Source organism: Pantoea sp. RSPAM1 (assembly GCF_038816185.1).
Taxonomy (GTDB): Bacteria; Pseudomonadota; Gammaproteobacteria; order Enterobacterales; family Enterobacteriaceae; genus Pantoea; species Pantoea ananatis.
On the sequence record NZ_CP046137.1, the window covers coordinates 781,713 to 796,076 of the forward strand.

Annotated in this window: 14 protein-coding genes; 11 read left to right on the plus strand and 3 right to left on the minus strand. The window is 54.9% G+C overall.

Features of this window, described 5'->3' with window-relative positions:
* Positions 1 to 27: 27 nt before the first annotated feature.
* The gene (ftnA, locus tag GKC68_RS04290) at positions 28 to 534 is read right to left on the minus strand and encodes a non-heme ferritin (protein ID WP_028723518.1); all 507 of its coding nucleotides are present in this window, start codon (positions 532 to 534) and stop codon (positions 28 to 30) included.
* Positions 535 to 978: 444 nt separating this feature from the next.
* Between ftnA and GKC68_RS04295 the strand changes: the two genes are divergently transcribed.
* From GKC68_RS04295 to mrdA, 11 genes are all read left to right on the plus strand, one after another.
* Positions 979 to 1,578 (plus strand): pentapeptide repeat-containing protein, encoded by a 600-nt coding sequence (locus tag GKC68_RS04295; RefSeq protein WP_319019425.1) that lies wholly within the window; start codon positions 979 to 981, stop codon positions 1,576 to 1,578.
* A gap of 346 nt (positions 1,579 to 1,924) precedes the next feature.
* Complete coding sequence (gene prfC, locus GKC68_RS04300; protein ID WP_028723516.1) at positions 1,925 to 3,511, plus strand: peptide chain release factor 3; 1,587 nt, start codon at positions 1,925 to 1,927, stop codon at positions 3,509 to 3,511.
* Between the two features lie 255 nt (positions 3,512 to 3,766).
* Positions 3,767 to 4,381, plus strand: coding sequence for a molecular chaperone OsmY (osmY, locus tag GKC68_RS04305; protein ID WP_028723515.1), 615 nt, complete (start codon positions 3,767 to 3,769; stop codon positions 4,379 to 4,381).
* Positions 4,382 to 4,479: 98 nt separating this feature from the next.
* Positions 4,480 to 4,641: a DUF1328 domain-containing protein gene (locus GKC68_RS04310; protein WP_004389381.1), complete on the plus strand. Its 162-nt coding sequence runs from the start codon at positions 4,480 to 4,482 to the stop codon at positions 4,639 to 4,641.
* A 240-nt stretch (positions 4,642 to 4,881) separates the two neighbouring features.
* Positions 4,882 to 5,931 carry a DUF6363 domain-containing protein gene (locus tag GKC68_RS04315; RefSeq protein WP_047714512.1) on the plus strand — a complete coding sequence of 350 codons (1,050 nt, stop codon included), beginning with the start codon at positions 4,882 to 4,884 and terminating at the stop codon, positions 5,929 to 5,931.
* Complete coding sequence (locus tag GKC68_RS04320) at positions 5,928 to 6,701, plus strand: TatD family hydrolase (RefSeq protein ID WP_342656612.1); 774 nt, start codon at positions 5,928 to 5,930, stop codon at positions 6,699 to 6,701. The genes GKC68_RS04315 and GKC68_RS04320 overlap by 4 nt, the downstream gene beginning before the upstream one ends.
* A 229-nt stretch (positions 6,702 to 6,930) precedes the next feature.
* Positions 6,931 to 7,710: a deoxyribose-phosphate aldolase gene (deoC, locus tag GKC68_RS04325; protein ID WP_064366680.1), complete on the plus strand. Its 780-nt coding sequence runs from the start codon at positions 6,931 to 6,933 to the stop codon at positions 7,708 to 7,710.
* A 59-nt stretch (positions 7,711 to 7,769) separates the two neighbouring features.
* Entirely contained in the window at positions 7,770 to 9,104 is a 1,335-nt protein-coding gene (deoA, locus tag GKC68_RS04330; protein WP_110145187.1) for a thymidine phosphorylase, read from the plus strand.
* A 94-nt stretch (positions 9,105 to 9,198) separates the two neighbouring features.
* A complete protein-coding gene (gene deoB, locus GKC68_RS04335; protein ID WP_221611516.1) occupies positions 9,199 to 10,422 on the plus strand; it encodes a phosphopentomutase in 1,224 nt (407 codons plus the stop codon).
* Positions 10,423 to 10,455: 33 nt separating this feature from the next.
* On the plus strand, positions 10,456 to 11,169 hold the full coding sequence (deoD, locus tag GKC68_RS04340) for a purine-nucleoside phosphorylase (protein ID WP_028723509.1): 714 nt from the start codon (positions 10,456 to 10,458) through the stop codon (positions 11,167 to 11,169).
* 218 nt (positions 11,170 to 11,387) lie between these two features.
* Positions 11,388 to 13,271 carry a penicillin-binding protein 2 gene (mrdA, locus tag GKC68_RS04345; RefSeq protein WP_058706368.1) on the plus strand — a complete coding sequence of 628 codons (1,884 nt, stop codon included), beginning with the start codon at positions 11,388 to 11,390 and terminating at the stop codon, positions 13,269 to 13,271.
* Here the strand turns inward: mrdA and GKC68_RS04350 are convergent.
* Positions 13,268 to 13,978 (minus strand): GGDEF domain-containing protein, encoded by a 711-nt coding sequence (locus GKC68_RS04350; RefSeq protein WP_028723507.1) that lies wholly within the window; start codon positions 13,976 to 13,978, stop codon positions 13,268 to 13,270. The genes mrdA and GKC68_RS04350 overlap by 4 nt on opposite strands.
* The gene (locus GKC68_RS04355; RefSeq protein WP_201785421.1) at positions 13,975 to 14,361 is read right to left on the minus strand and encodes a DUF1987 domain-containing protein; all 387 of its coding nucleotides are present in this window, start codon (positions 14,359 to 14,361) and stop codon (positions 13,975 to 13,977) included. The genes GKC68_RS04350 and GKC68_RS04355 overlap by 4 nt, the downstream gene beginning before the upstream one ends.
* Positions 14,362 to 14,364 lie beyond the last annotated feature (3 nt).

Sequence of the window (14,364 nt, forward strand, 5' to 3'; positions counted from 1 at the left end):
GGCCCACCTGAGTGGGCCGGTTTGTATTCAGGCTGAGTGTGTCTCAGTGCTCATGCGTCCCAGGTCTTTGTCCACCAGGAACAGACCATTGCCGCCTTCACCGACCATTGCCAGTTTATCCAGTACGGTTTTGAACAGCTTCTCTTCTTCGTGCTGCTCAGCCACATACCATTGCAGGAAGTTGAAGGTCGAATAGTCCTGAGTGGTCATCGCTGCATGGGCCAGTTCGTTAATTTTGCTGGTAATCAGCTTTTCGTGGTCCAGCGCCTGAACCAGAACTTCATTCAGTGAGTTGTACGCAACGGGCGGCGCCGCGATGGTACCCAACACGGGCATCGCGCCGGTATCGCTCAGATAGTTGAACAGGCGCTGCATGTGTTCCATTTCTTCACGTGAGTGCATTTTCAGGAAGGACGCTGCGCCCTCATAGCCTTTATCGCTGCACCACGCACTCATCTGTAAATAGAGATTCGCGGAGAAAAATTCCAGGTTCAGCTGGTCGTTTAAACGTCCAGTCATTTCAGCAGTCAGCATGGCCGCGTCCTTTTTTCATTGTAAATTGACAGGTGATAAGTGGTGAATTATGCATCAGGCAGGCAAGGGATGGGAAGTGTTTTGTTAAAAAAAATGCATTTTATCTGGTTGATTTAAAAAGAATTATTTCAACTGTTGAATGCGAGCGATTATCATTGTGGTCTGCTTTTCCTCGTACACCTGCGGCCAGGGCGCGGCGCAAAGGCGGCATGTCCAGCCCGTTCGGTTCCTGTAGCCGATCGGCTCCTGCGGCGAATAATTGCTGTCTTGTCACCATTGTGGGCCAACCCGATGAAAAAGTGATGCAAAGGTCACATCCAGACGCCTCAACAGGTTTACACTGTCGGTTCTTTCCGGTGAAAAAGCGGCACAGGTTTTGCGCCGCGGTCAGGGCTTACCATGTCGAGCGGCTCATCTCACCGTACCCAGGAGGACAGCGCGAAGATGCAACGTATCGAAAGTCATGTCGAACATTATGATGCCTGTTTCACGGCCGCCGATCTCAGCGAAATGGCGCTCACGCAGGCGCATTTTGAAGACTGCGAATTCACGCATGTTAACTTTACCTCAGCAGTATTTTCAGCCTGCAAGTTCATTAACTGTGTCTTTACGCATTGCAATCTCAGTCTGGTTGACCCGTCTGGCACCCGCTTCTTCGGTGTTCACTTTCACGACTGTAAGCTGACCGGCATTGACTGGACGAGAGCCTGGTGGCCCGACTTTTATCTGGACCATGAAGTGCATTTTTCGACGAGCATCCTGAACAGCGGATCGTTTTTTGGTCTGCGACTGCATGGCGTGAAAATGGTGGGATGCAAACTGATCGAGGTAGATTTCAGAGAGTGCGATTTAACGGGCGCCACGTTGACTGAATGCGAGATGACGGGCAGCCACTTCCATCACACCGTGCTGCGCGGAGCCGATCTGACTGAATCCTGGCACTACGCTATCAATATTTTTAACAACAGCGTTGAAAAAGCCCGTTTTTCCCGGCAGGAGGCGGTTTGCCTGCTGGAAAGCCTGGGTATCGAACTGGTGGAGTAGACTGACCGGGATGGCAGCGAGGTGGACGCCATCAGACCGGGTGAAAGCCGGGGGCAGTGCCCTTTATTTTCCTTCGCCAGAGACGTTACGGCGCATGGCGATGCCATATTTCCTTGCGACCGACATTCTCTTCGGTCTGCTGTAGGCCAATAGCGCAAAATATTGTATGCTATGCCGCCTTAAAGTTGACCAGGTAACCGGAATCACGCCGATGTAACTTTGCGCTTACCCCGCGACGACGAAAAGTCGCATCTGGCACCGTTTACTTGCCGGTAAAATCCTGCCGGCCACCGTGATTTATCTGCTGCGCCTGAGAGTGCGTGGCTACGTTGAGAAGAATTCACTCATGTCTAATCCCTTTTTAGAAGAGGTGGCACGCCGCCGCACCTTCGCGATTATCTCGCACCCGGATGCCGGTAAAACCACCATCACCGAAAAAGTCCTGCTGTTCGGACAGGCTATCCAGACCGCCGGAACGGTAAAAGGCCGTGGCTCCAACCAGCACGCAAAGTCCGACTGGATGGAGATGGAAAAGCAGCGTGGTATTTCGATTACTACCTCTGTGATGCAGTTCCCCTATCGTGACAGCCTGGTAAACCTGCTGGATACACCGGGACACGAAGACTTCTCCGAGGATACCTATCGTACGCTGACGGCGGTCGACTGCTGCCTGATGGTGATCGATGCCGCTAAAGGCGTCGAGGATCGTACCCGCAAGCTGATGGAAGTGACGCGCCTGCGTGATACGCCGATCCTGACTTTCATGAACAAACTTGACCGTGATATCCGCGATCCCATGGAATTGCTGGATGAAGTGGAAAGTGAGCTAAAGATTGCCTGTGCTCCCATCACCTGGCCGATCGGCTGCGGCAAGTTGTTTAAAGGGGTTTATCACCTTTATAAAGACGAAACCTACCTGTATCAGACCGGTAAAGGGCACACGATTCAGGAAGTCCGCATCGTTAAAGGCCTGAACAACCCTGACCTCGACGCGGCCGTCGGTGAAGAGCTGGCCTCGCAACTGCGTGAAGAGCTGGAGCTGGTACAGGGTGCGTCACACGAGTTTGAACTGGACGCGTTTCTGGATGGTCAGTTGTCGCCCGTATTCTTCGGAACCGCGCTGGGTAACTTCGGCGTGGATCATATGCTGGATGGCCTGGTGGAGTGGGCGCCGCGCCCCATGCCGCGCCAGACTGATACGCGTACCGTTGAAGCGAAAGAAGAGAAGTTCACCGGCTTCGTGTTTAAGATTCAGGCCAACATGGATCCGAAACACCGTGACCGCGTGGCGTTTATGCGCGTGGTATCAGGCCGTTATGAAAAAGGCATGAAGCTGCGCCAGGTGCGTACCGGCAAAGACGTGGTGATTTCGGATGCGTTAACCTTTATGGCGGGCGACCGTTCGCACGTAGAAGAAGCCTATCCGGGCGATATCATTGGCCTGCACAACCACGGCACGATTCAGATCGGCGACACCTTTACTCAGGGTGAAAACATGAAGTTCACCGGTATCCCGAACTTCGCGCCAGAACTGTTCCGCCGTATCCGCCTGCGCGATCCGCTGAAGCAGAAACAGCTGCTGAAAGGATTAGTCCAGCTGTCGGAAGAAGGAGCTGTGCAGGTGTTCCGCCCGGTCCATAACAACGACCTGATTGTGGGGGCGGTCGGTGTGCTGCAGTTTGACGTGGTGGTGGCGCGCCTGAAGAGTGAGTACAACGTTGAAGCCATTTATGAGGCGATTAACGTTTCGACGGCCCGTTGGGTTGAGTGCAGCGATGCCAAAAAGTTCGAAGATTTCCAGCGTAAAAATGAGGTGAACCTCGCGCTGGATGGTGGTGATAACCTGACCTATATCGCTCCCACCATGGTGAATCTGAATATTACTCAGGAACGCTATCCTGATGTGACATTCCGTAAAACCCGCGAGCATTAATCCGCGTTTTCCGGGCCATTCTCATCGGGAATGGCCCTGTTTTTCCGCATACAGAACCCTCCTAAAACACGCTTTTTCCTCGCTTTTGACGCACGATCAACCAGTTACCTGAGCAAATTGCCAAATCCCGACTATCCTTACTTCATCGGACGGTTTAAGAGACTTATTCTCCCCGCGTCCAGTGCCGCAGTAGCGTTGTTTGCTGCTCTTGCGCCCACAGTTTTGGGCGAGTTAACAGATAGAAGGATGATATCGATGCACACAACTAAGCTTACTAAAACATTGATGGCTGCGATGATCGGTACTGCTCTGCTGAGCGGAAGCGCATTTGCTGAGGAATCCGCGTCTCAGAAAGCCTCACAAACGGCTGACAGCGCCGGTGCAAAAATTGACAGCTCAATGAAGAAAGTGGGCGGCTTTATGGATGACAGCGCCGTGACGGCTAAAGCGAAAGCGGCCCTGGTGGATGACGACTCCATCAAAAGCACCGACATTTCTGTCAAAACCCACCAGGGCGTTGTCACCCTGAGCGGTTTCGTGACCTCACAAGACCAGGCAGAGAAAGCCGTGGCCGTAGTGAAAAAAGTGGAAGGCGTTAAATCGGTCAGCGACAAGCTGCACGTGAGAGACGCGAAAAAACAGTCAATGAAAGGTTATGCCGGTGACGCTGCCACAACCAGCGAAATTAAGGCTAAGCTATTAGCAGATGACACGGTTCCGTCACGTAAAGTGAAAGTGGAAACCACCGACGGTGTGGTTCAGCTCTCAGGCGAAGTGGCGAATCAGGCGCAGTCCGATCGCGCTGAAAGCATCGCGAAAGCTATCGAAGGCGTAAAAAGTGTTAAAAATGACCTGAAGGTCAAGTCCTGACACAACCCCGTGCGGCCTCTGTCCGGGCCGCACAAATAAGAATACCCATCCTGGGATGAAACAAGCAGTTCAATATTAAAACGGTTAAGGAGAGGCTTATGTTTCGTTGGGGCATTATTTTTCTGGTGATCGCACTGATCGCTGCTGCATTAGGTTTTGGTGGCCTTGCCGGTACCGCAGCCTGGGCAGCGAAAGTCGTATTCGTGGTGGGTATTATTCTGTTCCTCATCAGCTTGTTCACTGGCCGTAAAAGGTTATAGCGATGACCCAGACTGTTTGATGCTGGCGTAATCAGCATCAAACGGAGACCAGTTAGTTGGGGCGAATGTTATTGTGAGGCAAAGGATGCTTCATATTCGCAACGATGTGTTAAACGGCGCAACGCTAATAGCACAATTAATGGACACCCTAACTGGTTCTCCGTGCTAGTATCGATTCACAATTCTCATCCCTGCATTCCCTACATTTGCCTATTGGGAACCCAATCTGAGGTCGGTCCATTGGGTATACGTATTCCCGTGACGCTCGGGGCTATTGAACCCCTTGCTCTCACACCTTTTAAAGCCAGGAAAATCGCCTTAGTGTGCGAGGGTGGTGGTCAACGCGGCATCTTCACCGCCGGCGTGCTGGATGAGTTTCAGCGCGCGAAGTTTAATCCCTTTCAACTGATGTTGGGCTCCTCGGCGGGGGCACAGAATCTTTCCGCCTATGTCTGTGGCCAGCCGGGTTACGCACGTCGGGTGATTACCCGCTACACCACCAACAAGCTGTTCTTTGATCCACTGCGTTTCCTGCGTGGCGGTAATCTGATCGACCTGGACTGGCTGATTGATGTGACCCGCAGCGACTTTCCGCTGGCGATGAATAGGGCCGAAACCCTGTTTGCCACGGGGCGGCAGTTTTACATGTGCGCCTGCCGCAGTGATGATTATGTCCCCAGTTATTTTGCACCCACAGCCAGTAACTGGCTGGATATTATTAAGGCTTCCAGTGCCATTCCGGGGTTTTACCGCCTGGGCGTGGATCTGGAGGGCATAAGCTATCTGGATGGCGGCGTCAGCGATGCGATTCCCGTGCGGGAAGCAGCAAAACGCGGGGCCGATACCATTGTGGTCATCCGTACCGTGCCGTCGCAGATGTTCGATGTGCCCCGTTGGGTGACCCGTATGGAACGCTGGTTCAGCGGCGGGGCGCTGCAGCCGATGATCAACATTCTGCACCATCATGAGCAGACCTATCGGGAAACACAGCAGTTTATCGAGTCACCGCCGGGAGATTTGCGCATCATTGAAATTTTCCCACCGCGCGTGCTGGCCAGTAACGCGTTAGGCAGCCGGATCGCCTCGCTGAACCAGGATTACCATCTGGGACGTCGCTGTGGCCGCTATTTTATGGCCACGCTGGGCCAGTGGCTGAGCGATGCCGAGCCGCAAACGGGGCTGGATATCGTTACGCCTGCCGCGCCGGTGGCGAATGAACCTGACAGTGGGACGATCGTTACGCCGCTGGCGGGCAATGACGACGCCTGGAATGCAGGCTCGCTGGCATGAGGTTTGTGGATACCCATTGCCACTTTGATTTTCCGCCCTTCGTCGGGCAGGCGGCGGAAAGTCTTGCCCGGGCCGCCCAGTCCGGCGTTGAAAAAATTATCGTGCCCTCGGTGGACGCGGGACGCTTTGCAACGGTCTGCCAGCTGGCTCACGCGCATCCCGCCCTTTATGCTGCGCTGGGGCTGCACCCGATTGTTATTGAACATCATCAGGAAGCGCATCTTGACGAGCTGGAAGCCTGGTTGATCAAGCCGCCCGCAAAGCTGGTAGCGTTAGGTGAGATCGGCCTGGATCTTTATCGGGACGATCCCCAGTTCGACAAGCAAAAACACTTTCTGGATGCGCAGCTCAAACTGGCCAGGCGTTACGATCTGCCGGTGATCCTGCACTCGCGTCGAACGCACGATCAGCTGGCGCTGCATCTGCGCCGTCACGATCTCTCGCGCCGTGGCGTGGTTCATGGTTTTGCCGGTAGCCTGCAGCAGGCCCAGGCTTTTATCAAACTTGGCTATGCGATTGGCGTTGGCGGCACCATTACCTATCCGCGCGCCAGTAAAACCCGACAGACCATCGCACAGTTACCGCTTTCTTCCTTATTGCTGGAAACGGATGCCCCCGATATGCCGCTGAACGGTTTTCAGGGCCAGCCCAACCGACCAGAGCGCGCTTTCCAGGTGTGGCAGGTGCTGTGTGAGCTGCGTGAAGAAGCGCCAGAGGTCATTGCCGATGCGCTATGGCACAACAGCCACAGACTTTTTCACCTTTCCTGATGTCGCCCGTTTACCCTTCTCCTCACAAAATGTTATAATAATAACATTCCCGTCGTGAGCTTATTCGGGCTTCGCTTCGCCTGACTTCTAGTGTTAATCAAATTTTATATGAAATATTGCAGCTGTTTCATACTTCGATGTGACGAATGGCACATATTTACCGACTCTGAATTGTTATTATTATCACATACGGGTGGATGAAAACTCACCCCTTGTCCTGGAGATTGTTATGACAGATATCAAACAGCAGGCTCTGCGCGCGCTGAAACTGATGGATTTAACCACCCTGAATGAAGATGACACCGATGAGAAAGTGATCGCACTGTGTCACCAGGCGAAATCCCCGGTGGGCAATACCGCCGCCATCTGCATTTATCCGCGTTTTATTCCCATTGCCCGCAAAACGCTGCGCGAGCAGGGCACGCCGGACGTGCGTATTGCCACCGTCACCAACTTCCCCCACGGCAATGACGACATCGAGATCGCACTGGCTGAAACCCGTGCCGCTATCGCCTACGGCGCTGACGAAGTGGACGTGGTTTTTCCTTATCGCGCGCTGATGGCCGGTAATGCTCAGGTGGGCTTTGATCTGGTTAAAGCCTGCAAAACAGCCTGTGCGGAAGCGGATGTACTGCTGAAGGTGATTATCGAAACCGGCGAGTTGAAGCAGGCAGCGCTGATTCGTCAGGCCTCTGAAATTGCCATTGATGCCGGAGCGGACTTTATCAAAACCTCAACCGGTAAAGTGCCGGTAAACGCCACGCCAGAAGTGGCACAGATTATGATGAGCGTCATTCGCGACAAAGGCGTGAAAGCCCAGGTTGGCTTTAAGCCTGCTGGCGGGGTGCGCACGGCTGAAGATGCCGCCATTTATCTGCAACTGGCTGAGGATACGCTGGGTGCCGACTGGGCTGACGCACGCCATTTCCGTTTCGGTGCCTCCAGCCTGCTGGCAAACCTGCTGAATACGCTTGGACACAGCAGCGATACCAGTAAATCTGGCTACTGATTCAACCGGGCGGCATCTGGCCGCCTTTTATCCTGTTTCCCTGACGCAAGGGGGCGACCTTGTACCTCGCACAAGAAATCATTCGAAAGAAACGTGACGGCCACGCGCTGAGTGAAGACGAGATTCGTTTCTTCATTAACGGCGTGCGTGATAACAGCGTTTCTGAAGGGCAGATTGCTGCACTGGCAATGACCATTTATTTTCACGATATGTCGCTGCCGGAGCGGGTTGCCCTGACCATGGCGATGCGTGACTCTGGCACCGTGCTGAACTGGAAATCCCTGAACCTCAACGGGCCGGTGGTGGACAAGCATTCTACCGGCGGTGTTGGCGACGTCACCTCGCTGATGCTGGGGCCGATGGTGGCCGCATGTGGCGGCTATATTCCGATGATCTCAGGTCGCGGGCTGGGGCACACCGGCGGCACCCTGGACAAGCTGGAAGCGATTCCCGGGTTTGACATTTTCCCCAGTGATGACCACTTCCGCCAGACCATCAAACAGGTTGGCGTGGCGATCATCGGCCAGACCAATTCTCTGGCCCCGGCGGACAAACGGTTTTACGCCACGCGCGATATCACGGCTACCGTGGATTCGATTCCGCTGATCACCGCCTCGATCCTCGCGAAAAAACTGGCCGAAGGACTGGATGCGCTGGTGATGGACGTTAAAGTCGGCTCTGGGGCCTTTATGCCGACGTATGAAGCCTCTGAACATCTGGCCCAGGCCATTGTCGGCGTCGCCAACGGCGCGGGCTGTCGCACCACGGCGCTGTTAACGGATATGAACCAGGTGCTGGCCTCCACGGCCGGGAATGCGCTGGAAGTGCGTGAAGCGGTGCGTTTCTTAACCGGCGCGCAGCGTAATCCGCGCCTGCTGGAAGTCACGCTGGCGCTGTGCAGCGAAATGCTGATCTCCGGCAAGCTGGCGGAAAATGAGGCTGAGGCACGCGAAAAACTCATGACGGTGCTGGATAACGGCAAGGCCGCAGAGGTGTTTGCCCGCATGGTGGCGGCGCAGAAGGGCCCGAGCGATTTTGTTGAGCGCTACGACAGCTATTTACCTGCGCCAACGATGAGCAAAGCAGTTTATGCCGACCGGGAAGGCTGTGTTACCCATATGGATACCCGCGCGCTGGGCATGGCAGTGGTCGCGTTGGGCGGTGGACGCCAGCGTGCCAGCGATGCGATTGATTACAGCGTTGGGTTGAGCGACATGATCACCCTGGGTGAGCAGGTGGATGCTTCACGTCCGTTAGCCATTATCCACGCCAGCAGCGAAGCGCACTGGCAGCAGGCCGCTGCCGCCGTAAAAGCCGCGATTACTTTGGGTGAACGTGAACGCGCCCCGGCAGCCACGCCTGTCGTGTATCGCCGCGTTACTGAGGCAGGCTGACGCAGGGAACCCCTTTATACCTTCCCGGATTCAGGTATACTGATCTGATCGCTTTTTTTTGACTTGTCGAGCGCTTTTGGCGCAGGAGACTGGCATGAAACGTGCTTTTATTATGGTGCTGGATTCGTTTGGAATCGGCGCCAGCAAAGATGCCGATAAATTCGGTGATGCAGGTTCAGATACGTTAGGTCATATCGCAGAAGCCTGTTTTAACGGTCAGGCGGATAAGGGCCGTAAGGGGCCGCTACACTTACCCAATCTGACCGCGCTGGGCCTGGGCAAAGCGGCTGAGCTGTCTACCGGTCGTTTTCCTGCGGGGCTGGATCCTGAGGCGAAGATCACGGGCGCCTATGCTTACGCCAGCGAGCTTTCATCGGGTAAAGATACGCCGTCCGGTCACTGGGAAATCGCCGGCGTCCCTGTTCTGTTTGACTGGGGATACTTCAGCGATAAGCAGAACAGCTTCCCGCAGGCGCTGCTGGATAAACTGGTGGAACGCGCCGGTTTACCCGGCTATCTCGGCAACTGCCACTCATCCGGTACGGTGATCCTTGACCAGTTAGGCGAAGAGCACATGCGCTCGGGCAAGCCGATTTTCTACACTTCGGCGGACTCCGTATTCCAGATCGCCTGCCACGAAGAAACCTTCGGGCTGGAGCGGCTGTATGAACTCTGTGAAATCGCCCGCGAAGAGCTGACCGAAGGCGGCTACAACATTGGCCGCGTGATTGCTCGTCCGTTTGTGGGCGACAAAGCAGGCAGCTTTGAGCGCACCGGTAACCGTCACGATCTGGCCGTTGAGCCGCCATCGCCGACTATGCTGAAGAAGCTGGTGGACGAGAAGGGCGGTCATGTGATTTCGGTCGGTAAAATTGCCGATATCTATGCCGAGCAGGGCATCACCAAAAAAGTGAAAGCCACCGGTCTGGACGCGCTGTTTGATGCGACCATTCAGGAAATGAAAACTGCGCCGGATCAGGCGATTGTGTTCACCAACTTTGTAGACTTTGATTCCACCTGGGGCCATCGCCGCGACGTTGCGGGTTATGCGGGCGGCCTGGAGCTGTTTGACCGCCGTTTGCCAGAGCTCATGGAGCTGGTCAAAGAGGATGATATTTTGATCCTCACCGCCGACCACGGCTGTGACCCGACCTGGCAAGGCACGGAACATACACGCGAGCATATTCCGATCCTGATTTACGGACCGAAGGTTGAGCCGGGGTCGCTGGGCTATCGCGACACCTTTGCCGATATCGGCCAGACGATCGCGCACTATTTTGACCTGTCCCCCATGGACTACGGCAAGAACATGCTGTAAAAACAGCGAAATTTTTAAAAAGGATAGAGAATTATGGCAACTCCTCACATTAATGCAGAAATGGGTGATTTCGCAGACGTCGTCCTGATGCCGGGCGATCCGCTGCGTGCGAAGCACATTGCAGAAACCTTTCTGGAAGATGCCGTTGAGGTGAACAACGTGCGCGGCATGCTGGGCTATACCGGCACTTACAAAGGCCGCAAAATCTCCGTCATGGGCCACGGCATGGGCATTCCCTCCTGTTCCATCTACGCTAAAGAGCTGATCACCGAGTTCGGCGTGAAGAAAATTATCCGTGTGGGTTCCTGTGGCGCCGTGCGTGCCGATGTGAAACTGCGTGATATCGTGATCGGCATGGGCGCGTCTACCGATTCCAAAGTTAACCGTATGCGCTTCAAAGACCATGACTTTGCCGCCATTGCGGACTTCGACATGGTGCGCAACGCGGTCGATGCGGCCAAAAATCTGGGCGTGGAAGCGCGCGTGGGTAACATTTTCTCTGCCGACCTCTTCTATACGCCGGACCCGCAGATGTTCGACGTGATGGAGAAGTACGGCATTCTGGGTGTGGAAATGGAAGCTGCGGGCATTTACGGCGTGGCCGCCGAGTTCGGTGCTAAAGCACTGACCATCTGCACCGTGTCCGATCATATCCGTACCCATGAGCAGACGACTGCCGCAGAGCGCCAGACAACCTTTAATGACATGATTAAGATTGCGCTGGAATCTGTGCTGCTGGGCGATTAATCTCCACGCATCGCTGATGCTCTTGCTCACCCGGCAGCGCGACGTTGCCGGGTGAGCGCGCCAGAAGATTTACGCTTCCCGTTCATTTCGCAACATTCTCACTAAATGACACACTTTTCATCAGGCTTGTGCATCTTCGCACTGGCAAGGCAAGCTGATGCCACTATCATGAAGCCGAACAATAAATAACAACATGCCAGACTGAAAATACCTGCCTGATGAATTTCCGAGATTTCGACGCTGAAGAGAAGTTGTTTGTACGCCGTGCCGCCATGGCATTTGTGCTGGTCTGCATCTGCTTCACCATCCTGGGTTTGAACCTGTATCGCCTGCAGGTACGCGATCACAGCTATTACCAGACGCGCTCAAACCAAAACGATATCAAAATGATTCCCATTGCACCCACGCGCGGGCTGATTTTTGACCGTAACGGCATTCCGCTGGTGCGCAACGTAACCTGGTACGACATCACTATCACGCCCTATAAAGTGGAAGATATGAAGGATCTGCTGCGCCAGCTTACGCCGCTTGTCGATCTGACGCCGGACGATATTCAGCGCTTTCAGCACGATCTCCGGCAGAGTAGCCGCTATAAGCCGGTTATTCTTAAAGAGGAGCTGACCGACGAAGAGGTGGCGCGCTTTTCGGTTAACCAGTTCCGGTTTACCGGTGTCAGCATTGATACCTATCAGGACAGGGAATATCCCTATGGGGCCGATTTGGCGCACGTCATCGGCTACGTCTCTAAAATCAATGATAACGACTATAAGCGGCTGAATGCCGAAGGCATCGCTGAAAACTACGCGGCCGACCACAACATCGGTAAGCAGGGGATTGAAGGCTATTACGAATCCCTGCTGCATGGTAAGCCTGGCTATCAGGAAGTGGAAGTGGACAACCACGGCCGCATTGTCCGGGTGCTGAAAGAAGTGCCGCCGGTAGCGGGTAAGAACATCACCCTGACGCTGGACCTGCATCTGCAACAGTATGCGGAAAGCCTGCTGGCCGGACAGCGTGCCGCATTGCTGGTGGAAGATCCCCATGACGGATCCGTGCTGGCGATGGTTTCCAGTCCCAGCTACGATCCCAATCCTTTTGTGAAGGGCATCAGCTATAAAGCCTACAAGGCGCTGCTGCAGGATAAAAACCTGCCGCTGATTAACCGTGTCACCCAGGGCCTGTATCCTCCGGCCTCTACCGTCAAACCCTATATGGCGATGTCTGCCCTGTTAACCCATGTGATTACGCCACAAACCACCTTTTTTGGCGGCCCAACATGGACGCTGCCGGGCACTGACCGTCGCTACCGTGACTGGAAAAAAAGCGGCCACGGCACGCTGGATGTCACCAAAGCGATCGAAGAGTCTGCAGATACCTTCTTCTATCAGGTGGCCTTTATGATGGGCATCGATCGCATTCACACCATGCTCAGCAAATTTGGTTACGGCCGCTCCACAGGCATCGACCTGAACGAAGAGTACAGCGGCCTGCTACCCAGCCGCGACTGGAAAATGAAAGTCCATAAAAAGCCCTGGTATCAGGGGGACACGGTGTCGGTGGGGATCGGTCAGGGCTACTGGATTGCGACGCCGATTCAGATGGTGAAGGCATTGGTGACGTTGCTTAACAATGGCCGGGTGATTACGCCGCACCTGCTGGAAAAATCCCAGCTCGGCACCCGGGTTCAGCTCTATCAGCCCAGTCTGCCTCAGGCGCAGATTGGCGATCCGCATTCTCCCTACTGGTCATTAGTGCGCCACGCGATGTTCGGCATGGCCAACGCACCGAACGGGACGGGCTATAAATATTTCCATACCGCGCCCTACGGCATTGCGGCCAAAAGTGGGACATCTCAGGTGTTCAGCCTGAAAGAAAACCAGACCTACAACGCCAAAATGATTCCGGTGCGGCTGCGCGATCATACGTTTTATACCGCCTTCGCGCCCTTTAACGATCCCAAGGTTGCCGTGGCATTGATCCTGGAAAATGGCGGCAGTGAAGGCGTGGTTGCCGCGCCGGTGATGCGCAAGCTGCTTGACCATATCTTCCTGCCGCCGACCACGCCGCCGCCGGTTGAGATGGCGCAGCATTCGGCGGGTTAGCGGAAAAAGACCCGGTTACGCCCGTGCTTTTTGGCATCGTACAGCGCGGCATCAGCATTGGTGTAAAGCGTTTCGAACCGGGTGCCTGCTGCGCCCCAGCTGACGCCGAGGCTGGCCGTGACCAGCCGCTCCGGCAGCGCATTTAACGGCGAGGCGTTCAGCGAGGCAAGAATGGCGCCGGCGACGATAACCGCATCGCCCAGCCAGGTATTGGGCAGCATGATGGTAAATTCTTCACCGCCGATCCGGCCGATGCTGGCAATGGCAGGCGTATTACGCTGAATGCGCTGCACCAGTTCGCAAATCACCTTATCCCCGACGGGATGACCGTATTCATCATTGATACGTTTAAAGAAATCGATATCAAGAATGATTAAAGCCGCCGGCGCCTGGTCCAGCGTATCGCTGATGCGTTGAATAATCGCGCTGCGGTTCCAGACATCCGTCAGGGGATCGTGCGTGGCTTTGTACTCGAGTTCGGTTGCCAGCTCATTCAGTTGCTCATTTACCCGGTTCAGCTCACGCTCTGCCCGATCGCTGCGTGAGATTAATCGATAGGTTTCCCGCATCAGCCGCTGGTAGTGTCCGTTGAGCTGTAGCAGTGCCTGCCGATACTCTTCGGCCTGCAGGCTGTGCTGCGCCGCGACATGGCTGGCCTGATTGAGTGCCTGAGTTTCTTCCAGAAACAGCTCATTGAGGTGCGTCATTGGCGCTGTTCCGCATGCAGCTTCACGGTTAACGCGGTGAAATCCAGAGACAACTCCTCGCCAAACTCTTCTGACACGTCATCTTCAGCGTCGTAGAACCAGTTCAGCACAATCTCACAGCCGCTCTGCGCCAGCCTGTTGAACTGCCCGAACAGCCCGAACAGCATTTTGGTGCTGGAGCTGTTGAAATAGCTCAGATCGATATTCACCTCTGCCGCTTTGCTGGCCTGAGGCTGCCAGCCTTCCAGCGCGCTTTGCAGCGGACGGTAAAAGGCGGCGGCATTCTCTGGCCAGGATTCTCCCCGCAGGGAAAAACGGTGGGCCGCAAAGTCGAACTCTACGGCGGGCGTACATTCAGTGGCGGTAAGTTGAATGATTTGCATAGG